The 24,006-nt window shown below is 38.3% G+C and carries 19 protein-coding genes; 16 read left to right on the top strand and 3 right to left on the bottom strand.

Features of this window, described 5'->3' with window-relative positions; all coding sequences use genetic code 11:
* Positions 1-2 precede the first annotated feature (2 nt).
* Positions 3-1,805, bottom strand: coding sequence for a glycoside hydrolase family 15 protein (locus tag SJY45_RS01070; protein WP_215438937.1), 1,803 nt, complete (start codon positions 1,803-1,805; stop codon positions 3-5).
* Between the two features lie 102 nt (positions 1,806-1,907).
* Here SJY45_RS01070 and SJY45_RS01065 point away from each other — a divergent pair, with 102 nt between their 5' ends.
* From SJY45_RS01065 to SJY45_RS01045, 5 genes are all read left to right on the top strand, one after another.
* Positions 1,908-4,118: a bifunctional alpha,alpha-trehalose-phosphate synthase (UDP-forming)/trehalose-phosphatase gene (locus tag SJY45_RS01065; RefSeq protein ID WP_400072973.1), complete on the top strand. Its 2,211-nt coding sequence runs from the start codon at positions 1,908-1,910 to the stop codon at positions 4,116-4,118.
* A 17-nt stretch (positions 4,119-4,135) separates the two neighbouring features.
* Positions 4,136-5,323: a nuclear transport factor 2 family protein gene (locus SJY45_RS01060; protein WP_400072972.1), complete on the top strand. Its 1,188-nt coding sequence runs from the start codon at positions 4,136-4,138 to the stop codon at positions 5,321-5,323.
* Between the two features lie 6 nt (positions 5,324-5,329).
* Positions 5,330-6,502, top strand: a complete 1,173-nt coding sequence (locus SJY45_RS01055) for a nitrate/nitrite transporter (RefSeq protein ID WP_400072971.1) — start codon at positions 5,330-5,332, stop codon at positions 6,500-6,502.
* 138 nt (positions 6,503-6,640) lie between these two features.
* On the top strand, positions 6,641-7,441 hold the full coding sequence (locus tag SJY45_RS01050; protein WP_400072970.1) for a DUF3667 domain-containing protein: 801 nt from the start codon (positions 6,641-6,643) through the stop codon (positions 7,439-7,441).
* Positions 7,442-7,598: 157 nt separating this feature from the next.
* A complete protein-coding gene (locus SJY45_RS01045) occupies positions 7,599-8,075 on the top strand; it encodes a hypothetical protein (protein ID WP_252735992.1) in 477 nt (158 codons plus the stop codon).
* A 311-nt stretch (positions 8,076-8,386) separates the two neighbouring features.
* Here SJY45_RS01045 and SJY45_RS01040 read toward each other — a convergent pair whose 3' ends face one another.
* Positions 8,387-8,884 (bottom strand): hypothetical protein, encoded by a 498-nt coding sequence (locus SJY45_RS01040; RefSeq protein WP_400072969.1) that lies wholly within the window; start codon positions 8,882-8,884, stop codon positions 8,387-8,389.
* Positions 8,885-9,201: 317 nt separating this feature from the next.
* Here SJY45_RS01040 and SJY45_RS01035 point away from each other — a divergent pair, with 317 nt between their 5' ends.
* The 4 genes from SJY45_RS01035 to SJY45_RS01020 all read left to right on the top strand — a co-directional run bounded on the left by SJY45_RS01035 (position 9,202) and on the right by SJY45_RS01020 (position 14,224).
* Positions 9,202-10,125 carry an NAD(P)-dependent alcohol dehydrogenase gene (locus tag SJY45_RS01035; RefSeq protein WP_400072968.1) on the top strand — a complete coding sequence of 308 codons (924 nt, stop codon included), beginning with the start codon at positions 9,202-9,204 and terminating at the stop codon, positions 10,123-10,125.
* A 448-nt stretch (positions 10,126-10,573) separates the two neighbouring features.
* On the top strand, positions 10,574-11,512 hold the full coding sequence (locus SJY45_RS01030; protein WP_400072967.1) for a nuclear transport factor 2 family protein: 939 nt from the start codon (positions 10,574-10,576) through the stop codon (positions 11,510-11,512).
* A 381-nt stretch (positions 11,513-11,893) separates the two neighbouring features.
* Entirely contained in the window at positions 11,894-12,469 is a 576-nt protein-coding gene (locus SJY45_RS01025; RefSeq protein ID WP_400072966.1) for a hypothetical protein, read from the top strand.
* A 138-nt stretch (positions 12,470-12,607) separates the two neighbouring features.
* The gene (locus SJY45_RS01020; RefSeq protein ID WP_400072965.1) at positions 12,608-14,224 is read left to right on the top strand and encodes a M1 family metallopeptidase; all 1,617 of its coding nucleotides are present in this window, start codon (positions 12,608-12,610) and stop codon (positions 14,222-14,224) included.
* A 66-nt stretch (positions 14,225-14,290) separates the two neighbouring features.
* On the opposite strand, the gene SJY45_RS01015 is transcribed toward SJY45_RS01020, so the two are convergent.
* Positions 14,291-17,323: a ThuA domain-containing protein gene (locus SJY45_RS01015; protein WP_400072964.1), complete on the bottom strand. Its 3,033-nt coding sequence runs from the start codon at positions 17,321-17,323 to the stop codon at positions 14,291-14,293.
* A gap of 163 nt (positions 17,324-17,486) precedes the next feature.
* Here SJY45_RS01015 and SJY45_RS01010 point away from each other — a divergent pair, with 163 nt between their 5' ends.
* From SJY45_RS01010 to SJY45_RS00980, 7 genes are all read left to right on the top strand, one after another.
* Positions 17,487-18,095, top strand: coding sequence for a methyltransferase domain-containing protein (locus tag SJY45_RS01010; protein WP_400072963.1), 609 nt, complete (start codon positions 17,487-17,489; stop codon positions 18,093-18,095).
* Positions 18,096-18,172: 77 nt separating this feature from the next.
* Positions 18,173-18,550, top strand: a complete 378-nt coding sequence (locus tag SJY45_RS01005; protein WP_289040385.1) for a hypothetical protein — start codon at positions 18,173-18,175, stop codon at positions 18,548-18,550.
* 196 nt (positions 18,551-18,746) lie between these two features.
* Positions 18,747-19,547, top strand: coding sequence for an MbnP family protein (locus tag SJY45_RS01000; RefSeq protein WP_400072962.1), 801 nt, complete (start codon positions 18,747-18,749; stop codon positions 19,545-19,547).
* 73 nt (positions 19,548-19,620) lie between these two features.
* Entirely contained in the window at positions 19,621-20,673 is a 1,053-nt protein-coding gene (locus SJY45_RS00995) for a cytochrome-c peroxidase (RefSeq protein ID WP_400072961.1), read from the top strand.
* Entirely contained in the window at positions 20,651-21,667 is a 1,017-nt protein-coding gene (locus SJY45_RS00990; protein ID WP_400072960.1) for a transporter, read from the top strand. The genes SJY45_RS00995 and SJY45_RS00990 overlap by 23 nt, the downstream gene beginning before the upstream one ends.
* Before the next feature lie 271 nt (positions 21,668-21,938).
* Positions 21,939-22,637 carry a DUF2490 domain-containing protein gene (locus SJY45_RS00985; RefSeq protein ID WP_400072959.1) on the top strand — a complete coding sequence of 233 codons (699 nt, stop codon included), beginning with the start codon at positions 21,939-21,941 and terminating at the stop codon, positions 22,635-22,637.
* 36 nt (positions 22,638-22,673) lie between these two features.
* Positions 22,674-23,894, top strand: a complete 1,221-nt coding sequence (locus tag SJY45_RS00980; RefSeq protein WP_400072958.1) for an alpha/beta fold hydrolase — start codon at positions 22,674-22,676, stop codon at positions 23,892-23,894.
* Positions 23,895-24,006 lie beyond the last annotated feature (112 nt).

Below are 24,006 nucleotides of genomic sequence, written 5' to 3'. Positions count from 1 at the left end.
AATTAGCTTCGCATAGACTCTTTAATTTCTTCCGCGCTTTCTTTATTGGAGAAGTTTACGGCACATTCAATTAACGCCAAATGTGAATAGGCTTGTGGGAAGTTCCCCAATAACCTTTTGGTCTTAAAGTCCAAATCCTCACTAAACAATCCTAAATGGTTGCTATAGCTCAACAATTTTTCAAATTGTTTTAGGGCTTCATCATGCTCACCTATTTTAAACAAACTGTTTACGTACCAGAAAGTACAAACGGTAAAGGAAGACGATGGAAGTCCAAAATCATCCTCATTTTTATATCGGTATAGAAGTCCGTCGTTACTTAAATCCTTACCTATAGCTTTTACAGTCTTCTTGTAACGCTCATCGGAAGCATCAACACATCCATAGGATTCCATTAATAAAACGGAAGCATCTAAATGCTTAGAACCGTATGATTGGGTATAAGCACCTACTTCTTCGTTCCAGGCATTCTCATAAATATCGTTCCAGATTTCTTCACGAAGCGGCTCCCATTTTTCAATCTTGTGGGTCTTTCCTAGCATTTCTGCCACCTTAATGGCTCTATCCAATGCAGTCCAACATAACACTTTAGAAAATGTAAAGTGTCTGTCTTCCGTACGGAATTCCCATATACCCTTATCCGCTTCATGCCAGTTGTTCCCTACAATCCAAACAATTCCTTTAGTTATGGACCATAAATCCTCTCCATTCTCAATGTCCACACTAAATTTCACCATCTGCTCGTAAATAACATCCATTAAAATACCATAAATGTCATTTTGCTTCTGATGGTATGCCGCATTACCTATGCGCACCGGTTTTGAACCTTTATAACCACTAAGGTGTTCCAGAGTTTCCTCTGTTAATTTTTTCTCCTTGTTAATACCGTACATGATTTGCAGTTTCTCTGCTTTGTCCGGAATCAAATCGATTATAAACTTAAGGTAACGTCTTGCAATATTCTTATGCCCCAACTCCGATACCACTTTGATTACCATAGAAGCATCACGAATCCAACAAAAACGGTAATCCCAGTTTCTAACTTCGCCAATAGTTTCCGGCAAAGAGGTAGTAGCGGCGGCCAATACCGCTCCGGTCTTGTCATAGCTCAAAAGCTTCAACGTTAAAGCACTACGAGAAATTTCATCATTAAACTTCTTGTACTTTGGGGTTCGAGACGACCATGTCAACCAATATACTTTTGTTCTTTCTAGTTCTAGATACGCTTTTGTTGTACTGGGCAGAAATATCTTTTCATTATATCCCATCAAGAAAAAACCATCTTCCGTTAATGTAATTTCCTTGCCTTCTAGCACGGCCTCTTTATCAAAAGAGGTATAAAGAAACACCGTATCAAACTTAATTTCATGAGTTAAGCTGGCTATAAAATCCTTTTTTATATAACTCTTGGTCTCCCCGGCAGCATACTCTAACTTAGGGTTGTACAACACCTTAAATTTAGGCGTTCCCTCTACCAGTCTTACGTATCTGATAAATTCGGGAGGAGCAACATAGGTACCATCTTCTTTATGGTATCTTGGCATAAAATCGTGAATTTCAAAGCAATCATCACCATTTGTGAACTTGGTGATTAAAATACAGGTACGAGATTCATATTTTTGTTCAATTTTGTAGCTGTCATCAACTAAGATTTCAAAACTACCCCCTATTTCTTCATCTAAAAGTTTTCCAAAAACCGAAGGAGAATCAAATTCTGGCAAACAGCACCAATCTACACTCCCAGTTTTTGATATTAACGCTGCGCTTCGGCAATTTCCTATTATTCCGTAGTCTAAATTATCCATTCAATAAAATTATTGATTCAATAGAGTAACGTATTGTAATTACCCTTCTTTTTCACGAAATTTAGAGAAATTAAATATAAAACACAGCAAAATATCCAATTTATGGGCAAAACTATCATAATCTCAAATAGACTACCCGTTCAGTTACAAATTAGCAATGGGGCCATTACCGCAATACCTAGTGTGGGTGGATTAGCCACAGGAATGAAATCCGTTCATTCCGGGGGCGATAGCCTATGGATTGGGTGGAGCGGCCTTACCGAGGAAGATATCTCTCCCGAATTGGAACCTAAGATAGACGAGGCATTGGCGGAGCACGGTTCCTCTAAAGTAAAGCTTACGGAAGACGAAGTAGATGGGTTTTATTACGGGTTTAGCAATAGAACCATTTGGCCCTTGTTCCATTACTTTTTGGAGTATTCAGAATTTCAACTGGATTACTGGAACACCTACAAAAAAGTGAATCAAAAATTTGCCGATGCCATTCTGGACAATGCTGCCGATGGCGATACGATTTGGGTACACGATTACCAGTTAATGTTGGTACCGCAAATGGTTAGGGAAAAAAGACCAAATGTGTCCATAGGTTTCTTTTTACATATCCCGTTTCCTTCTTTTGAAATTTTCAGGACACTGCCTTGGCGTGAAGAATTGCTAGAAGGGGTTTTAGGTTCGGACCTTATCGGTTTCCACACCTATGATTATGAAAGGCATTTTCTTAGTTCCGTAAGGCGATTGTTAGGGCTAGAAGTAAGCTTTAACGATATTTCTATGGGCGACCGTTTGATAAAGGTTGATTCGTTTCCTATGGGTATCGACTACAAAAAATTTAGCGAAGCGGCCGAAATACATTATAACAAAGCAGAAGACGAACAGTCCGAGCTACAGCAACGCCTGAACACACACAAGAAAACGGACCCAGATGCAAAGTTCTTTTTATCCATAGACCGCTTGGATTACAGTAAGGGCATTGCCAAACGACTGTACGCTTTTGAATACTTCTTAAATAAATATCCACAGTATAAAGAAAAGGTGAGGCTGATTATTCTTGCTGTACCTTCCCGTTCCAATGTACCGCAATACCAATTATTAAAAAGAGAAATAGACGAATTGGTAGGGCGAATTAACGGTGAATTTTCTACCGTAAGCTGGACGCCCATTTGGTATTTCTACCGATCTATGCCGTTTGAAAACCTTATAGACCTATATACCTCTAGTGATATTGCTTGGCTTACCCCATTACGAGACGGAATGAACCTTGTGGCAAAAGAATACATTGCTACACGAACGGATCAGACCGGGGTGTTAATTTTGAGCGAAATGGCGGGTTCTGCCAACGAAATGAACGAGTCGCTATTGATCAACCCAAATAACTTTGAACAGACGGCAGATGCGCTGCACGAGGCTATAAACATGCCCAAGGAAGAGCAAAAAGCAAGAAACTCCATCCTTCAAAAAAGGTTGGCGCGCTATAACGTAGAAAAATGGGCCAATGATTTTATGACCTCATTAAAATCCCAGAACGAGCGCGAGGCGGCAAACGTATCCCGTAAACTAACGGATAAATTATTGTCTCCTATAGCCGAAAAATATAGCAAAGCCAAAAAGCGACTATTGTTTCTGGATTATGACGGAACTCTGGCCGGTTTTAACAACGACCCTCAAAAGGCCGGTCCGGACGAGCAGCTATACCAATTGTTGGATACACTGAATAACCAACCCAATACCGTATTATATTTAATAAGCGGAAGGGACAAGGATACCTTTACCAAATGGTTCTTGCCCAAGAAATATAACATGATAGTAGAACACGGTGTTTGGATATCTCAAGAAGGTGAGCCTTTTAGAATGCTGGAAAACGTAAAGAACGATTGGATGGAACACGTACGTCCTGTTTTGGAGTCTTTTGTAGATCGTACACCGGGAAGTTTTATTGAAGAGAAAAACTACAGCCTAGCATGGCACTACAGAAAAACCGACCCTGATTTTGGGGACAAAAGAGCCACAGAACTTTCCGAAACCCTGACCAGTCTTATTGGTACGGATGATTTAAGCTTGCTCAACGGAAACAAGGTGGTAGAGGTAAAAAGTAGCAATGTAAACAAAGGCCGAGCTTCTATGCGTATTCTAGGAGAGGACGATTATGATTTTGTCTTTGCAATTGGCGATGATTGGACGGATGAGTTCATGTTTCAAGAATTACCGGAACGTACCGTAACCGTAAAAGTAGGGCGCCAAAAAACCTCAGCTAAATATTACGTGGAGAATACCCTTAAAGTTAGAGATCTTTTACAGAAATTTGCTGAACTGTAATAAGCCAACCCAATCAGATGAAAATAATATACGTTCTAATTGTAAGCTTACTGTTTTCTATTCCTAACATTTACGCCCAACAGAATACGGAAGTATATCTTTTGGACATAAAAACGGTAAACGGTAAAACCGAAATGGTAAACCCGAGAAATATAAGTAATAACGAAGGCTATGACAACCAACCTTCTTTTTACAATGAGAATACTATTTTATTTTCATCTACGCGGAAAGGCCAAACGGATATTGCCAAGTACGATGTAAAATCTGGGGCGTTAACATACATTTCGGATACACCACAGGGCAGCGAGTATTCCCCGTTAAAAATTCCAGGGAGAAATTCCACCTCGGCAATTCGTTTGGACACCACAGGGCTACAACGTCTCTATGAATATAGTATTTGGGACGGCAGTTCTACCGAAATCCTTAAAGATCTGAAAATAGGTTATCATGTTTGGTTCGATGAAAAAACCATTGTTTCTGCGGCCTTGGGCAATACCAGCCTTAATCTGGTAATTTCCGATGTAGAAAATGGCAGCCATGATACCATCTATAACAACGTGGGGCGTTCGCTCCATAAAATTCCCGGTAAAAACCTCATCAGCTTTATTAGCAAAAATAGCGACCCTTGGGAGGTAAAATCCCTGGACCCAAAAACTGGAAAAATTAAGACCATTACCCCAATGTTCAAAAATATTGATGATGTCTGTTGGTTGGCCAACGGCCACATTATAGCTGCCGATAACAAAACCTTAATGGAGATAGCTCCAGAGGAAAGTAAAGAGTGGAAACGCTTCTTGCGATTGGACAAAAAGGGGCTGAACAACATTAGCCGGATTGCGGTAAGCCCTAACGGTAGCCACCTTACCTTGGTAGTGGAACAAACACCCGAAGCCATTGTTCAAAATCAACTAGATGCGTACAATGCCAGAAACCTAAACGCTTTTTTAAATACGTATTCGGAAGACATACAAGTTTACGATTACCCCAATACACTCATATACCAAGGAAAAGACAAATTAAAAGAAACATACAAGACCTTTTTTGAGTCCACGCCAGATTTACACTGTAAAATTAGGAACCGTATTATTCTAGGTAATAAAATCATAGACAAAGAAAAAGTTACCGCCAATGGCAAAGTGTTTTGGGCCGTTGCCATTTATGAAGTGGAGAACGGCAAAATTGCCAAGGTTACTTTTATCAAGTAATTTATATTGAAGCCTAAAGCCCATATACTCCCTATAATCATACTTTCGCAATTTGCCTGTACCTCCTTATGGTTTGCCGGTAATGCCATTGTAGATGAATTAACCTTAAAAACAGGGTTAGGGCCCGAAATTATTGGCTATGTGCTCTCTTCGGTACAGTTCGGTTTTATTATTGGCACATTGGTTTTTGGTCTTTTTATGATTGCGGACCGCTTCTCGCCTTCCCGTGTTTTTATGACCTGTTCCGTTTTAGCGGCAGCCTGCAATTTTCTTTTGCTCTCAGAAACCCTTTCTGAATGGACGCTGCTCTTAGCCCGTTTTGGCACAGGTTTTTTTCTTGCAGGTATTTATCCCGTAGGAATGAAAATAGCGGCAGATTATTATCAAGAAGGATTAGGAAAAGCTTTGGGGTATTTAGTTGGTGCACTTGTTCTAGGAACCGCTTTCCCCTATTTTGTTAGTGGCACCAGTTTAGGTAGTGATTTTACATTGGTAATAAAAATTACCTCTGCCCTTGCTATTGTAGGTGGTGTTCTATTATGGATGTTGGTTCCCAATGGACCGTTTCGGAAACCCAGTGCCAAGCTTTCTTTGGGCGCAGGCCCGTTACTTTTTAAACTACCCAGTTTTAGACAAGCTGCTTTTGGGTACTTTGGGCACATGTGGGAGCTCTACGCCTTTTGGGCGTTTACACCATTGGCACTTAAGACCTACTGCACCATTAGCGGTGCTGAATTGTCCGTTCCCTTGTCTACAGGAATTATTATTGCATTAGGCGGACTCTCATGTGTTTTTGGCGGATTAATCTCCTTACGAACAGGCAGCCGTAAAGTAGCTGTAATTTCATTACTCCTTTCTGGACTTTTTTGTTTGCTTTCACCCCTACTCTTTATGCTTCCTAAAGAATTGTTTTTAGTGGGGTGGAGTTTTTGGGGCATGGCCGTTACGGCAGATTCACCTCAGTTCTCAAACCTAGTAGCCGGCTCAGTACCTCCAGAATTGAAAGGCACCGCATTAACCCTGGTAAATTGTATTGGTTTTGCCGTTAGTATTTTTAGCATACAGTTACTGTCTACGCTTGCCAAAACCATACCTCTTATTTACCTATTTACTGCTTTGGCCCTTGGTCCAGCCATTGGACTTTTAGGCCTACTAGGGAAAAATCAAAAGAACGGTTGAGTTAAAAATCACAAACAACTCTTGTAAGAAATTAGCACTAGTATAAGTAAACTAAATTTGTATTTTAGTTTAGAATTTAAACTAATAGCCTTATGTCAATTGATATCGTTAGGTTAGAAGATAACTCTTGGGTAATAGATGACAAGCTGTAAAAATTGCAATTCTACAATTGATGAAGAAGATAATTATTGTAATGAATGTGGTGCTCAAATAATTAAAGAGCGGATAACAATAAAAAGATTATTCTCACACTTACTTGCTGCTTTAGGCTGGGATAGCAATTTCGTTGTCACCTTGAGGTACTTAATTTATAAACCCCAAGTAGTTATCCTAGAATACGTAAATGGAACAAGAAAGAAGTTTGCGAACCCTTTTTCTTTATTTGCAATTATCACGGCTATTTCCTTATTGCTATTTAATCAATATTCTGAGCAATATATTAAGATGTCAAATAACCATAATTCACCCTATGAAGAAACTTATAAAAACCATTTACCTACCGATATTGAACAAAATAATTTTTCGGCTGAGTTTAATAATAGTAAAAATGAAATCAACCGTGATGTTATGAATTATTCATTGAAATATTATAACCTCTTAGCTTTTCTTCTTCTTCCTCTCTATACACTTATTTCTCGTATTGTCTTTGGTAAGGCCTACAACTTTGGAGAACATCTAGTAACCAACACATTTATACAAAGTATACTGGGGTTATTTGGCATTTTACTATTTATTTCAAGTCTTTTAGTTGGTGTCAATCTGTTCTTTACAGGCATGTTTATTTTACCCTTATTTTATTACTCTCTTACATACAAAAAGCTATACCATCTCAAGTTTGGTCAAATATTGCTAAGCGTTTTAAAGTTTATTGGGGTGATTCTTTTATTATTCTTAATATCAGTACTTATTGGTTATTTATGGAACCCTAGTAACAAATAATTAAAGCTAGTTTCTTTTGCATATGGCATGAAGTAGATTTCGTTTTGAGTTATACTATATCACGCCAACAATTAAAAATATCTCTGAAAATGAAAAAAAAAACATCAAGGCATTTATCAAAGAAATTGTTCCAATTATAGTCGGTATTTTGATAGCTATGTATATTAATAATTGGAATGAAGACAGAAAAGACAAGAAATACATCAATCAAATATTTTCATCTATCAATAAAGAGTTAGCCGAAACCAACATAGATATCACCGAAAAACTAGGCATACATGAATCCCTTATTGATACTGTAGACTTTTACTTAAAAAACGATTCAACATCTATTTTAGAGATAATACGAAAAGCTGAAGGCATTAAGATTCCTTCAATAAGAATTAACTCCTGGAAAGCTATCTCCAATTCAAAAATTGAATTAATAGATTATGAGAAAATTTCTGCTTTGGCCAATATTGAAGAACAAAAAGAAATTTTACAAATAAAAAGTGAATACCTGTTAAATTTTCTTTACGCAAATACAAATGAAACAGAAAGAAGTAAAAAAGAACTCCTAACAATCTTAATTAAAGATATTATGGTAACGGAAAAAATGATACAAAATGAAATTGATAAAAATAGAAATGATTAAAAAGTTGGAACAGACTGTTCAAATTTGAACTTAACACAACTGGAACTGAAGTTCTAAAACGTAAAAAACTTGTAGAGTTCACAAATCGTTTCAGAATTCCTACCACTTTTGACATTTGCGACGGTTACATCTATTTTATTACTAATACTCAAATAGATAATTTAGACGGTAACACAAATAAGATTCTAGACACAAACAAACTAGAGCCTTATAAAATGATGAAAATTAAAGTAGATTGAAAAAACTAGCTAAACAAAAAAAGGTAAAAGCTATTGGCTTTACCTTTTTTTGTTATTTAAAATACTACACTTTTATTTTTGACAAAGTGTTGCTGTAAAGGCTCCATCTATACTGTTTTCTCCTTTTTCAGCATCTCCTCCTTTTACTCTTCCAGAAATGGTAGTTTCGGTAACTTCCGTAATAATAACCTCTGCTCCAAAATACGAAGCTGTCCCAGAATCCTCTCCGTCCTTATAGAAAAAATAAGGGCCGTTTCCTTCGTACTCACCTGGTTCTAATTCCGTTTCAGACTCCACGAAAAAGGAGACATCTCCAATAGATTGAAACTCATCACACTCCTCTACTTCACTAAAAAGTTTAAATTCATAACCTGCCTCTCCAAAACTTTCTCCTTTTGTAAAATGAGTAGTTGCAGGAGTAAAGGCTACAGAATTTACTAAGCCGGAAACCGCTGCTGTACTAATTTCAGCTTCTTTAGAACCTTCTTCGTCCGTCTCGTCTGTTGAACAAGAGATAAAAAAAGTACTGCATGCTAAAACAAGACTGGGGATAATGAAATTACGTTTCATCTATTTTTTTTTAAGTTTAGAAAGAATTGAACGAATAAAAAATCAATTTATTTAGTGAGACCACCCATTATGTATAAATGTCATTCTTGGTAATGAAGAAAATTGTAGTAACATTGTGGGCATAAAGAAGATTATCTATTCACTACCGACTGTTTACATTTAAAATTGACAAAATTCATAGAAATAATGATTTTCTAACCAAGTGAAAGGATTTACGTATTTTTATAAGGTTGCAAGTCTAGTTAATCTATTAATAGCCATTTGCATATGGCTCCCCAGAAATCATTACATTACAAATTGAGACCTAAAAAACCTTTATGAAAGCTGCTGTTTATACGGAGTACGGTCCTCCAGAGGTTCTAAAATCAACAGAAGTTGAAAAGCCCAGCCCTGCTGATAATGAAATTTTAGTAAAAATACATGCGGCAACGGTTACTTCTGGTGACGCAAGGCTTCGTAGTTCAGACTTCCCTCCAATTTTCTGGTTACCGGCAAGGCTCATATTCGGGCTTTTTAGACCCAAAAAAAGAATTCTTGGTCACGAATTGGCTGGTGTTATTGAGGCTATAGGAAAAAATATAACCAAATTTAAAGTTGGTGATCAGGTCTTTGGAACAACAACTATGCTTTCCGGAGGTTCCTATGCAGAGTACGTATGTTTACCTGAAGAGTGGAAACATGGCGTAGTAGATTTTAAACCCAAAAACCTTAATTTTAAAGAAGCAGCGGCTTTACCCATTGGCGCTATGACAGCCCTATTCTTATTGGAGAAAGCAAATGTAAGTCAAGCTCAAAAGGTATTGGTCTACGGTGCCTCCGGAAGCGTTGGTAGCTATGCGGTTCAAATAGCGAAACATCACGGAGCTACTGTAACAGGTGTATGTAGCGGTTCAAATTTTGAAATGGTAAAATCGCTTGGTGCAGACCATTTAATAGATTACAAAAAAACCGATTATTCTGACCTTGACCATACATTTGATATTGTTTTTGATGCAGTGGGAAAGACCTCCAAAACAAAAGCCAAGAGTGTTTTAAATCAAGCAGGAAGCTTTGTCACCATAAAAATGATGACCAAAGAAAAAACGGAACATCTTTCAAAAATTAGAACATGGGCAGAGGAAGGAAAACTGGTTCCTTATATTGACCGAAGTTTTAAGTTGGATGATATCGTAAAAGCACATACTTATGTTGACAGTGGAAGAAAAAAAGGTAATGTTGTTATTGAAATATTACCTTCTTAAATAAGCTTCACTACATATTTAGTTGCTATTTTTATTTCCCCATGCACCAAGCGTAAAATTAGTTCCTTACCGCTTCTTCCACCAATGCTTTGATAAGTAAATCCTGGGGTTCGGACAGTTTAAAACCCTATTCGTCCACAAAGGACAGTTCCTTCTTAGAATTATCGATTTCTTTAAAATAATAATCGGATTGTTGACACTGCTGTTTAGAGATAAAAAAAGGGACACCTATGCCCTTCTCTGTTACCATATAAGTAGGCAACACCAAAATTGCGATTAGTATTTATCCCTCCGGTCCTTAGCCTAACATTGATACCCCCCGAAAAGTACGATATAAGTAATTTTCAGAATACCATAATTACCTGATAGTGTAATAATTAAATATTTAATGTTTCAAAAAAAAAAACTCCAAAAAGCTTAACCAATCTAATAATTTAAACCAAGTACAATGAGAAAAACAATTTTTACGCTCGTTATGATGACATCGCTCATCACATTTGCCCAAAAGAAAAACGGAACAGTTTATAAGGACCACCCGGCCATTGATGTAGTTGCTAGTTTTACTCAGGCATTTGTAAAAGGAGACTCTACTAAGTTAGCTAGTATGCTAACCGAAGATTTTAAGGCATACAACGGTCTTTCCCAAGACCCTAATCCCGAAGGCACTGGAAAAGCTAAATTCGTAAAAAACTCGTACCGTTGGTTTGATGAGCTAGATTATTTTTCAGTTTCTGATTTTCCTGGTTCATACCCCGATGCCATTGAGTACAAAGAGGATAATAAGGAAAATGAGGTCTGGGTTCAAACATGGGACTTATTAAAAGGCATCCATAAAACTACGGGTGTAAAATTTTCTTCGCCAACGCATCGTCTTGTTTTAGTTACCAAGGACAATAAAATTAAAATGACGATCGAATACCTAAACGAAAGCATTTTTGATGAGTTGAGAGCAAGTTTTGCTGACCGTACCAACGGTACGATTTACAACCATCATGACAATATCAATACCGTAAGAAAAGCTGTCTATGCATTCGAAAACTCAGATTTGGACAAGGCTATAAATTACTATTCCGAAGACGCTTATTTTTATAACATAAATGACGATTTTAATACTCCTGGAACACGAGATCAAGTAAAAACTATCCGGCAAAAATTTCTTGACGATTTTGAAATTAAAAGCATTGAAATGATTGGCTATCCCGACTATTTGGAATACGAAATGGACAACGGAAGGTCCGTTTTATCTTGGTGGGATTTTCACCTTATCAGAAAATCGGACAAGAAAGAAATAGACTTACCCATTCATCTTAATGATAACTTTGACGAAGAGGGTAAAATAACATCTGAAGTTATTTACTATAATAAATCACTACTACTGGAAAAGTAATAATTACGCCGTGAAGTATAATGTACTTCACGGCATTTTCAAATTAAATGAAAACACAACTATAAAATTAAACACCTTCACTACCGGCAATAGCCTTGTCGTATGAGACTATTGGATGAAGCGGTTGCCTGAAGCGAATTTGCAGTTTTACTAAGTGTGTATTGCATAAAAAAGTGGTACTCAAAAAAAGACAAAGCAATATCTAATTAGCGGATTTATTCAGCCAATTACAACACAAATTACATCATCATTATAAGAAATTCGTGTGCCAGATTTACTTTCCAAATCCGTTTTTCCATTGTTCGTTAATTGCAGTATTTCATCGATTTTAAAATTACATATTTGTAGGAAAAATTACATTCGCCCTTAAAATATATAGTTATGTCCGCTACATTAAGGTCGTTTGTTTTCTGCTTACTCTTTACCCTATGTTCAATTCATTTTGTTCAGGCCCAACCCAATAAAGGACGATTTATAAAGGCATCTATTGGTTATGGCATTACTTTGCCTCTAGATGAGTACAACATAACTGGTTCTGGATTTTACACTCAAGGAGAATATGTAATTGGTATACGCAAGTGGTTTGGTATAAGACCTTATGCCGGAGTTATTTTTACCTCTCCAAACGAAACCGTTACGGACGCCAACCTCCTACAATACAAGGTTACGGCCAAAGCCTTTATGATTGGTGGCAAGGCCCGTATAGTTGCGCCCATACCCTATGTTGCTCCCTACTTTGAACTTGGTCTTGGAACGTCTATAGGTTCTTTTGAGACTTACACCCCAGCAACCCATATAAAAGCTAATGGTGTACAATTTCATGTTCCTTTTAGTATAGGCCTCGCAATAGGTAAAAAGCACGATTTTGAACTTGAATTCACCAATTACACCTACCCTTCTTTGGAACAAGTCTCAGGAGCAATGGCACTGGGCTTTACTTTTCCCATAAACCGATAACTTATTTCCATTTAAAATTAATTATGGCCAATGCGAGATATAGAGACCTTGCATTTTCTAATAAATTCTACATAAATAAGAGGCATCAAAAAAATTTAAAACTCTATCTTGAAACTTGTTCAAAAGATTTAAGATTTTATGAAGAAAAAAATGCTAGCATTAATGCTGATGGGAATAACATCGGCAGCTATTGGTCAGGAATTTACGGAACAGGATACCTTAAGAGGAAGCATTACCCCTGAACGGGAATGGTGGGACCTTAACTACTACCATCTTGATGTTGCCGTAGACCCGGATAAGAAGTTTATTTCCGGAAGCAATACCATCCGCTATAAAGTGTTGAAGAAAAACCAAGTATTGCAGGTAGACCTTCAACCTCCATTAACTATAGAAAAGGTAACTCAAGACGGAAAAAAGCTTGAAGTTGTTTCTAACGGTAATGCCCATTTTGTTCAACTGAAGAAAAAGCAAAAAAAGGGCGATTTCAACCAAATAAAAGTATACTACTCTGGGCATCCAAAAGAAGCCGTAAATGCCCCGTGGGACGGTGGTTTTTCTTGGAGAAAAGATAGCAACGGAAAAGACTTTGTAGCCACCTCTAACCAAGGATTGGGTGCAAGTGTATGGTGGCCCAACAAAGATCATATGTATGACGAGGTAGATAGTATGCTCATAAGTGTAAAAGCTCCAAAAGGACTCATGGATGTTTCTAACGGTAGGCTAAGAAAAGTAGACAAGGATACAAATACCTACCATTGGTTCGTTTCAAACCCTATTAATAATTACGGTGTAAATGTCAACATTGGCGATTATGTTCATTTTGGCGAAAAATATGATGGGGAGAAAGGTACGTTGGACATGGATTATTATGTGCTTCGCGATAACCTAGATAAGGCCAAAGAACATTTTAAAGATGCTCCAAAAATGATGAAGGCCTTTGAGCATTGGTTTGGCCCCTACCCCTTCTATGAAGACAGTTTTAAGCTGGTAGAAGTTCCGTATTTAGGAATGGAGCACCAAAGTTCCGTTACCTACGGTAATCAATATAAAAAGGGTTATTTAGGTCGAGATTTGTCCGGAACAGGTTTGGGGATGAAATTCGATTTTATAATCATTCACGAGGCTGGTCACGAATGGTTCGCTAACAATATTACCTACAAGGATATTGCGGATATGTGGATTCATGAGAGTTTTACGGCCTATTCCGAAAATCTGTTTTTAGACTTTTACCTAGGCAAAGAAGCTTCTTCTGACTATGTGGTTGGTACCCGTGCCCTTATAAAAAATGACAAGCCTATTATTGGCCCATATGATGTAAATACAGAAGGTTCGGGAGACATGTACTACAAAGGCGCCAATATGCTGCATACCATACGGCAATTGATTGGTGACGATGAAAAATGGCGACAAATTCTACGGGGTTTAAACAGCGAGTTTTATCACCAGACCGTAACCACTAAGCAAATTGAAGACTATGTTTCAAAAAAATCGGGAATAGACTTGTCCAAAGTATTTGATCAGTATTTACGTACTACCATGATTCCTGTTTTTGAATATAAAATTAAGGGCAACCAACTAGAATACAGATATACCAACACAGTTGATGGTTTCCATACGCCACTCAACGTTTTGATCAATGGCAAGGCCACTACGCTTACACCAACCAACGAATGGCAAACCCAACAGTTAAAGGGCAAGCTTTCTACATTGACTGTAGACCGCAATTATTACCTAGACCATAAAGAAGTAAAGTAATACACAAAACACCATAAAAAAAGGGGCCATATGTACATGTGGCCCCTTTTTACTTTTTAAAACGTACTATTTGGATGAATCCGTTTCCTTTGCTCTTAATACAACGGTTTTCATACCGGTAAGTGGTATAGTTCCTTCTTGACCTTTATCCGTGTAGGATGCGGTTATTACCATAACCTTATCATCTTTTGTAGGTTTAGGTACAATACTACCCGATGCAGGAAGCGATTTAACCTTGGCCGAAGTATCCGCTAAAGACATAATGTATTCTACCACTTGTCTTGTTTCGTCTTGCGTAATGTTTGGGTGTGCAGGCATTACCACTTCTCCCCAAACTCCGCCACCACCAGAAACGATTTTCTTCTGAAGGTAAGACTTTGCTCTTTTGTCCTTACTATACTTATTAGCTACATCTGTGTAGTTTGGACCAATTGAAGGACCGGACTCTTTATGACAGGTCTTACAATCCATACCTTGTGTAAGAGCCTTTCCAGTAACAGCAGCGGAAACCTCTTGATGACCCAAAGACATACTTTGTTCATCAAAGCTCTCTAAATAATCTACCGATACATAAATGTTCTTAGGGTCAATTGCATCCCCATCGGCATCCGTAGCTTTTACTTCATAGCTTACGGGAACCCCTTTTTCAAAAGTGGTACTGCCATCTCCAAGGTTAATAGCTACCTCTGGTCTGGAATTACCCGCAACAATAGTAACTACCTTACTTTTAACGGCATCGCCTTGGGCATCCTTTACTTCTACAGAAATATTGTATTCGCCCGGAGTACTAAATGTATGGCTGATTTCCGGTTCGGAAGTTTCTTTCGTTTCTCCGTTACCTAAGTTCCATATATAGGAAATAGCATCATCTTCACGATCTCTTGCCGCTACTTTAGCGTTAACCGTAAGTGGTAATTTACCGGAAGTATGATCTACGATCATATTATCTATAATTGGTGGTCGGTTTCCTCCATTATATTCAATATAACTCAAACCAGAATCTTCATTTTGGGTAAACCAACCACTTCCGTATTCTAGTAAATAGATTCTTCCGTTAGGTCCCATTTCCATATCAATCAAGTTATTCACCTTAATATCCGAAGCAAACGGTTCCATTTTATTTAATGTACCGTCTTCAAAGAAACTTACGGCTTTCATCCATCCTCGCATCCATTCGTAAATAATGGTCTTTCCGTTAAAATAATCGGGAAGACTACCTCCGTTTGGATATAAATCCGAATAATAGGTTGGTCCTGCCATGGCATTTCTACCACCGGTACCCACTTCAGGAAATTCTTTGGTTTCATCGTACGGATAGTAGATGTAAGCGGATTTTGCAGGAGGAAGCTCACGAAGCCCCGTATTGTTCTTAGAATCGTTTATAGGCTTTTCTGGGTCAAATGTGATACCGCTCTCCCCGTTTTCATAATCATAGTCTACATACGGTTTGTTGTTTCCTATAAATAAGGGCCAACCAAAATTACCGGCTTCCGTAGCTCTGTTCATTTCATCATAACCTTTAGGGCCACGGGTTTCAAACTCGTCTTTACGAGCATCCGGTCCTACTTCACCCCAATACAAAGTACTATTCTTTTGGTCTACTGAAATACGGTACGGGTTTCTGTGTCCCATGGTATAAATTTCCGGACGCGTTTTTTCCGTTCCCTCCGCGAACAAGTTGCCCTCAGGAATATCATAGCTGCCGTCTTCATTTATTTTTATTCTGATAATTTTTCCCCTAAGGTCATTGGTATTCCCAGAAGACCTACGCGCATCATATTGCTCATGACCGGGAATATCGTTTAACGGTGCATACCCATTGTTAACGTATTTTACTCCTTTTTCGTTAAACGGAGTGGAGTTGTCACCCGTTGAGAGATACAACAATTTGTCCGGCCCAAATGCAATTGACCCTCCGGTATGACAGCAAATTTCACGTTGTGAGGCTACATCTAATATCACCTGCTCAGAATCCATATCCAACACCCCATCTTTATACTTAAAGCGAGATAAACGGTTTACCCATTCATCTCCGGTGGGTGCATAGTAAAGGTATATCCAATTGTTCGTAGCAAAATCAGGGTCTTTCTGGAGTCCCATTAAACCTTCTTCTGCATTAACACCAGGGGTATTCAAAGTTTTAAAATACACGTCTAAAGAGGCTATTTCCTTTAGCTCCTGGGTAGCATCGCTATATAAAGCAATCTGACCACGACGCTGTGCGATTAACACATCATTATTAGGTAATACAGCCATTTCTGTAGGCTCAAAAAATTCACCTACACTCAACTGTTTTTTAGTAAAACGGTCCACATCCGGTGGTATCTGCGTAGTAGCCTTGGAGTAATCCAAAACTTTATTTTCACCAATGGCATAGTTGATACCTCCAAGTAAATGTTTTAAGAACAGTTCTTCGGAAAAGGTTTCGTCCGTATGTCCCGCTCCGGTGTAAAAAGCTCTACCACCATCATATTCATGGTACCATGCAAATGGATGATTATCTCCATTTGTTCCTCCTTCGTAGGTAGACTCATCTACGGTCATGACCACATGAACATCTGGGTTTAGTTTGTTATAGTTATAGATTTCATCACTTCTGTGCCAAACGGAATCCGTAAAAAACTCCGTTGCCCCAAAGTTTTTGTCCGTAACAATAAAATCGGCTTCCGGTGTGCCTTTAGGATGACTGCGGAACTGTGCTCCCACCAGTTTGGTGTACCAGCCCCAATCGTATTCCGTATCGGCTGCTGCGTGCACGCCAACGAAACCACCACCTGCTTGAATGTAGCGTTCAAAAGCGGCCTCTTGCTTGGCATCCAAAACATTTAGCGTAGTGCTTAAAAAGATAATTGCGGAATATTGCTTTAAATTATCCTCGTTAAAAAGTTCGGAATTTTTTGTGGTGTCCACTTCAAAACCTTGTTCACCTCCCAATTTCTGAATAGCAGCTATACCGGCCGGAATGGATTTATGTTTCCAACCAGATGTTTTGGAAAAGACCAAAACTTTAGGTTTACCTTCTCTTTTTTGATTACCGTCACCACAACCGGCTAGAATCAGTCCTACCATCAGGACCAAAATGGATACTGTTTTTTTCATAAATGATATACTTGAATATGTTGGGTTAGTTTAGAAACAAGTTTTAAATGTAAGGATTAGCTTTCTAATCGCCCAAAAGGAAGTGTCAGAAATACAATTTTGGGATAAAATTAATACACTTTGACCTTAATTTTATAGTCATTAGAAATTTCGGATTAATTTCATGGCAAAAAATACGATGAACGAGCTGCGTACTTATTGGACACAACGCTATAAAGAAAACAACACGGGATGGGATATAGGCTACCCTTCCACCCCTATAAAAACATACGTTGATCAATTAGCGGATAAAGACCTATCAATTTTAATACCTGGTGCCGGAAACGCCTATGAAGCCGAATATCTTTGGGAGCAAGGATTTAAGAATGTATATGTAATGGACATTTCCGACATTCCCTTGAAGAAATTTGAAGAGCGAAACCCTAAATTTCCAAAGAACAATTTACTTCTTGAAAACTTCTTTCTCCACAAAGGACAGTACGACCTTATTTTGGAACAAACCTTTTTCTGCTCCTTTGTTCCTACAGATGACAACCGCACACGCTATGCCCAACAAATGGCCAGTCTTTTAAAACCTTTGGGAAAATTAGTAGGGGTTTGGTTTGATATTCCATTGACGGGTAACATGGAAAAACGACCCTTTGGAGGTAATAAAGAATTGTATTTAAAATATTTGAGTCCGTTTTTCAAAACAAAAACTTTTTCAAAATGCCATAATTCTATACCGCCAAGGAGCGGTAACGAGCTATTTGGCATCTTCGAAAAAAAATAAGAGGTACTTTCTGTTAAGAATACCATCTTTTTGCCCTTATCCTGTCATCAATTGAAAAAAGGAACTATTTTTGCCCCATGAAGCAGTACGTAGTACTTTTCGTAACTTTTGTAATGATGGTCAAACCCCTTTGGCCAGTGGCCGAGTATATTGCCAACTACGATTATATTGTAAACGTACTCTGCGAGAACAAAGACAAACCAATGCTTAACTGTGACGGTAAATGTTATCTTGCCAAGCAGCTCGCCAAAGAATCCGAAGAAAATAGTAAAAACCCTTTTGGGGAAAAACAGTCAAAAGTAGAGATACAGACCGTTGTTTTCTTTCAATCTCTCCTACAAATAGATTTTGGTGTTGATACCTTTTACACACCACAAGGGAACTATAAAACTGAATCCAATTTAATTTCCCTTCTCTTAACTTCCGATATAGCCCAACCACCCGAGTTGGCTTAATCCATTTCTACAGAATTGCTTTTATCCATGTTTAAAAATAAACAGGGATAAGCGCACATATTCAATATGCTTCACCTTTTTGGAATTGGAGCATCCGTTTCATAAACATAATTCAAAAAAATCTATTGAATTCGGTTCCTGATGCAGAAAAAAATAGACTGCATTAGACAAACCATTCAACATAATATATTTACCAATGAAAAAATCATTATTAGCCCTTTCTGCCATATTCGCACTAGTTCTAACCTCTTGTTCAGACAATGATGACGTAAACGAGGAAACCCTAACCGGAAGTGGTGAAATATCTTTAAAATTTGACAATGGCTATAACGGCAACGACCTTGTCTTAGGAACTGCCAATGCAGCTAATGCCAACGGCGAAGTAATTACCGTAAACCGTTTTAGCTACATTATAAGCAACATTAGTTTTATTAATAAAGACGGGGAAGAGTATATCTACGCTAAAGACGATAGTTATTTTATTATCAATCAAGAAACCGAAGAAGATCTAATTGCCCTTGTAGACATTCCTGCCGGCGAATACACTACCGTGAAATTTGGAGTTGGCGTTGATCAGGAAAAATATTTACAAGGTGCTGAAGGACAAGGTGATTTCTTAACGCTAGCCGAAGAAAACAATATGATGTGGTCTTGGCAAGCCGGCTACAAATTCTTGAACTTTGAAGGGACGTTTACCTCCGAGACTATAACCGAAGCCACAGAGTTTAAAATTCATATGGGAAGTCATGGGTCAAGTCTGGATAACTACAAAGAAGTTACCCTTGCACTACCGGAAAATGTAGTTGTTGGAGATGGAATAGATTCTAACATTCACCTAAAAATTGACGCCTCCAAAATATTGGTAGGTGGCACCAACAGTATTGAACTTACTGAAAAGCAAGTTATCATGGTTGATGCTGAAAAATCTCCTCAGATTGCCGTTAACACCTCTGAAATTTTTGTAGTAGACCATATTCATAACGGTAACGGTCACTAAAAAGGTACTGCTATTACAGCAACAATAATTGGCAACCGGTTTTTGTATAGCCGGTTGCCTTAATTAGATTAAAATGCTTAAAACAATCCTATATACAGCATTACTATCGCTGGTTTTATATTCTTGTAGCACTTCCTATGATGAAGATGAGTACCAAGCTATTAATGAACCATTGGAGTTCTCCGTACCTTCTAATTTTCCTGAGGCAACTTATAACTTGGAGGCCAATCCGCCTACCAAAATAGGCTTTGAGCTTGGAAAGAAGCTTTTTTATGATGGCCGCCTATCCAGCAATGGGTTTATATCATGTGGTTTTTGTCACGAACAAAGAACCGCTTTTACGCATCATGGTCATCAATTTAGTCATGGTATAGATGATTTGGAAGGCGTTAGAAACACTCCTGCCATACAGAATGCCGCTTTTATGAAAGAATTTGCTTGGGACGGAGCCACAAATCATTTGGACTTGTTTCCTATCATACCCATTACCAATGAAGTAGAAATGGGTGAAACGGTAAGCAATGTCATAAACAAAATTAAAAGTGATGATGAATACAACCGTTTGTTTGCCTCCGCATTTGAAGATGGGGAAGTAAATAACGAAAATTTCCTTAAAGCCCTTGCCCAGTTTATGGTTATGATGGTGTCCTCAAATTCTAAATATGATGCATACGTACGCCAAGAAGAAGGCGGGACTTTTACCGCGGAAGAATTGGAAGGACTATCCGTTTTTCAAAATAAATGTGCATCCTGCCACGCTACTGATCTTTTTAGCGATGATGCTTTTAGAAACAATGGTCTGCCTCCAAACCCTTCATTTAATGATATAGGCCGTGAAGAAGTTAGCGGAGATGCCACAGATCGCTACAAATTTAAAGTGCCCAGTTTAAGAAATGTGGCCCTTACCGCTCCATACATGCACGATGGTAGATTTGGTACTTTAGAGGCGGTACTGGATTTTTACAGCGGGGCGGTTACGGATTCTCCTACTCTAGATCCTATTCTAAAACAAGACGGTATTTTGGGCATAGCCCTTACCAAAAACGAAAAAAATGTGTTGGTGGCTTTTTTAAACACACTAACCGATGAAACTTATATAAACAATGAACGATTTTCAGAATACTAAAACCTGGTACCGGTTTTTAACTTGCCTATGTGTTGGCTTTTTTACGGCCATTTCTTACAGTAATGATAAAATTACAAACATAGACCCAACTCCAAACAATTGTGCTACACACATACATTATGATGGTGAATATTTTGATTTTTGTGACACCTGCGGTTGCGGCAGTAGCGGAGGAAGTATGGGGTATGGCACCGGACTTAACAATAACTTTATAGGCATACGCTATATTGGGCAAGAATACCGGTCTAGAGATGGTATTTTTGCTGATTCTCCTTGGATTACAGAAAACTTCAACACCGTACAAGCTTGGGCCAATGTACCCATTACCAAGAGAGCCATCCTAAATGTTATTGTGCCCTATCAATTCCACAACAGGGTTCTTCCGAATAATACGGAACAGAACATTAACGGTATTGGAGATATGAGTGTTCTAGGGTACTATAATTTACTAAAATCCACTCCGGACACTATCGTTTCCATTAAACCGGAACACTATCTTCAATTAGGAGGAGGTATTAAAATGCCTACCGGCAAATATGACAAAGATAATAATGAGGGGAGTGTTAACCCAAGTTTTCAACTGGGCAATGGTAGTTGGGATTATGTACTGGCCATGAATTATGGCTTCACCTATAGAAATTGGGGTATAAGCACTATGGCCAATTACACCATTAAGACCAAAAACCCCAAAGACTACCAATTCGGAAATCAATTAAATTTGGGAATCAACGCATTCAAAACCTATTATATCTCGGATTTCGCTGTAACCCCAATTATTGGTGTGGCCGAAGAAATATATGGTACTAATAAAGAACTGGGATTTGATGTGGCGGATACCAAAGGTGATGTGTTCTTAGGAAAATTAAGTGTGGAAGCCAGTTACAATAGATACGCTTTGGGACTGACAAGAATGCTACCTATTAGCCAGAATTTAAATAGCGATAAAGTAGAACTCCGAAATAGGGTCTCTGTTTACTTGAATATTAATTTATAGTTTATTTTTTGTTCCTAATCCTGCTTTCGGTATGTAGTAATCATTTTGAAAGCAGGATGTTTTATTTATACATGGCAGCTACAACACCCCGGTAACAAGGTAAACCAAACTACATTAATGTCATTTTAAACGTATCACGTTTTATTTTTTCCTTACGTACACCTTCTCCTTAACACCCCTTTAAGAATTGAAACTCAAAGTTTTTGGTATATTTATGACTTTACCAAAAACTCAACATGTTTTCAAAGGAAAACCAAATCCCCGATTTTTAATGAAGCGAATTTTACTAAGTCTCACATTTCTATGTTCAATTTTTAGCAATGCCCAAGAAACTGGGGAGAACAGCCTAGGTAGTTGGCATATGTATTTTGGCACGAATAAAATATCTGAAAAATTCAGTATTCATACGGAAGGCCAACTACGGTATTACGAACAGGCAAAAAACTTCAATCAGCTTTTATTGCGTACAGGACTAAACTACCATATTAACCCAAATGCCATAGCCACTATGGGTTACGGGTATATTACTACCGATGGCACTTTTGAGGAATTCCCCGATGAGACCAATTCCAAGGAACACCGTATTTTTGAGCAACTTATCCTAAAAAACAAGGTTGGCGATTTTCTATTTGAGCACCGTTATAGGCTTGAACAACGTTTTTTGGATTTTGGGGAAACTACGGATACCCAGCACAGAGCTAGATATAGATTGCAGGTTACCCTGCCCCTGACCAATACTTTTTTCCTTAATTTTTATGATGAGATTTTCTTGAATCTCCAAGATGAAGTGTTTGGGCAAAACCGCTTGTACGCGGCCCTTGGCGTAAATGTAACGCACAACCTTAGTATACAGGCAGGTTATCTTAAAAACCACTTCCCTTCGGCAAATTTTGATAGATTGCAGATAGGTGTTTTCTATAATCCCGACCTAAGAGGTATATTCAATAAAAATGACAGCGGCAGTTTATAGTAAAACCAAGGTGTCATTTTATGAAAATAAGTGTAAATGAAACTTCAGAAGGTTACTTTTCAGAACAAAGACGGGCAGAGCCTAATAGGCAGGTTAGAATTGCCCGCCAACAGGCATCCGCATAATTTTGCCATTTTTGCGCATTGTTTCACCTGTACCAAAAATTTAGCTGCCGTACGTAATATAAGTAAGGCGCTTACCGCAAACGGATTTGGGGTTTTACGTTTTGATTTTACTGGTTTGGGAGAAAGTGAAGGAGACTTTGCCGACACTAATTTTTCCGGTAATGTTGAAGACCTTGTTGCCGCCGCGTCCTATCTAAAAGATAATTACAAAGCCCCTACCCTTTTGGTAGGCCATTCATTAGGAGGAGCCGCTGTTATATTTGCTGCCGATAAGATAAGTTCCGTTAACGCCCTAGCAACCATAGGAGCACCGTCTAATCCCGTTCATATAGAGCACCTACTGCAAAGTGGAATTCCGGAAATTGAGGAAACGGGAAAAGCGGTTATTAATCTTAGTGGTAGAGACTTTACCATTAAAAAACAGTTCTTGGACGACTTGCAGCATAAGTCGCTACCACAAACATTGAGCAAACTCCGTAAACCTCTGCTTATTCTACATTCGCCCCAAGACAGCACAGTAGAAATAAAAAATGCCGAAGAAATATATGTAGCCGCCCACCATCCCAAAAGTTTTGTTTCCTTAGATGGCGCGGACCATTTGCTATCTAACAAAAAAGACTCGCTATATGCCGGTGAGGTCATTTCCGGATGGGCCAAACGATATCTAGAGATAGATACAGAGCGCGCTGAAGAACCAAAAACAAAGCATCAAGTAGTGGCCAGTTTAGATTTTGATGATGATTTTTCCACTCAAATGAAAGTAGGCAACCATTTTATGCTGGCCGATGAACCTGTTGATGTAGGCGGAAACGATTTTGGACCTTCTCCTTACGAGTTGGTTTCTGCCGGTCTTTCGGCTTGTACGGCAATGACCGTTCAGATGTACGCCAAAAGAAAAGGGTGGAAAATAGACAATATAGAAGTGCATACTTCCTATAGTCGTAGTCACGCCGCAGATTGTAAAGATTGTGAATCAGATGCCGCAAAAATTGACACTTTTACGAGGGAAATAAAACTTACTGCCGATCTAGACGAAAAACAGAAATTACGTATTCTTCAAATTGCGGATAAGTGCCCCGTTCACAAGACCTTACATAGCAAAACACAGGTTGTAACCACACTTATAGAATGAGGCAAGAAATATCTTCTTTAAAAACTACGCACCCATTCAGTTTTATGTGTTAAAATCGTCTTGATCCTACCTTGGTTTCGCTGTAAGAATGATTAACTTTGATGCCAAACCT

Source organism: Zobellia russellii (genome assembly GCF_044597075.1).
Taxonomy (GTDB): Bacteria; Bacteroidota; Bacteroidia; order Flavobacteriales; family Flavobacteriaceae; genus Zobellia; species Zobellia russellii.
This window is presented reverse-complemented; position numbering and strand designations above follow the sequence as displayed.

Excerpts from the sequence above, each read along its gene's own strand:
- SJY45_RS01050 (WP_400072970.1), top strand. The coding sequence starts at position 6,641 with ATGACAAGCTGTAAAAATTGCAATTCTACAATTGATGAAGAAGATAAT.
- SJY45_RS01030 (WP_400072967.1), top strand. The coding sequence starts at position 10,574 with ATGAGAAAAACAATTTTTACGCTCGTTATGATGACATCGCTCATCACA.
- SJY45_RS00995 (WP_400072961.1), top strand. The coding sequence starts at position 19,621 with ATGCTTAAAACAATCCTATATACAGCATTACTATCGCTGGTTTTATAT.
- SJY45_RS01025 (WP_400072966.1), top strand. The coding sequence starts at position 11,894 with ATGTCCGCTACATTAAGGTCGTTTGTTTTCTGCTTACTCTTTACCCTA.
- SJY45_RS00990 (WP_400072960.1), top strand. The coding sequence starts at position 20,651 with ATGAACGATTTTCAGAATACTAAAACCTGGTACCGGTTTTTAACTTGC.
- SJY45_RS01020 (WP_400072965.1), top strand. The coding sequence starts at position 12,608 with ATGAAGAAAAAAATGCTAGCATTAATGCTGATGGGAATAACATCGGCA.
- SJY45_RS00980 (WP_400072958.1), top strand. The coding sequence starts at position 22,674 with ATGAAACTTCAGAAGGTTACTTTTCAGAACAAAGACGGGCAGAGCCTA.
- SJY45_RS01045 (WP_252735992.1), top strand. The coding sequence starts at position 7,599 with ATGTATATTAATAATTGGAATGAAGACAGAAAAGACAAGAAATACATC.
- SJY45_RS00985 (WP_400072959.1), top strand. The coding sequence starts at position 21,939 with ATGAAGCGAATTTTACTAAGTCTCACATTTCTATGTTCAATTTTTAGC.
- SJY45_RS01015 (WP_400072964.1), bottom strand. The coding sequence starts at position 17,323 with ATGAAAAAAACAGTATCCATTTTGGTCCTGATGGTAGGACTGATTCTA.
- SJY45_RS01065 (WP_400072973.1), top strand. The coding sequence starts at position 1,908 with ATGGGCAAAACTATCATAATCTCAAATAGACTACCCGTTCAGTTACAA.
- SJY45_RS01035 (WP_400072968.1), top strand. The coding sequence starts at position 9,202 with ATGAAAGCTGCTGTTTATACGGAGTACGGTCCTCCAGAGGTTCTAAAA.
- SJY45_RS01000 (WP_400072962.1), top strand. The coding sequence starts at position 18,747 with ATGAAAAAATCATTATTAGCCCTTTCTGCCATATTCGCACTAGTTCTA.
- SJY45_RS01070 (WP_215438937.1), bottom strand. The coding sequence starts at position 1,805 with ATGGATAATTTAGACTACGGAATAATAGGAAATTGCCGAAGCGCAGCG.
- SJY45_RS01010 (WP_400072963.1), top strand. The coding sequence starts at position 17,487 with ATGGCAAAAAATACGATGAACGAGCTGCGTACTTATTGGACACAACGC.
- SJY45_RS01060 (WP_400072972.1), top strand. The coding sequence starts at position 4,136 with ATGAAAATAATATACGTTCTAATTGTAAGCTTACTGTTTTCTATTCCT.
- SJY45_RS01040 (WP_400072969.1), bottom strand. The coding sequence starts at position 8,884 with ATGAAACGTAATTTCATTATCCCCAGTCTTGTTTTAGCATGCAGTACT.
- SJY45_RS01005 (WP_289040385.1), top strand. The coding sequence starts at position 18,173 with ATGAAGCAGTACGTAGTACTTTTCGTAACTTTTGTAATGATGGTCAAA.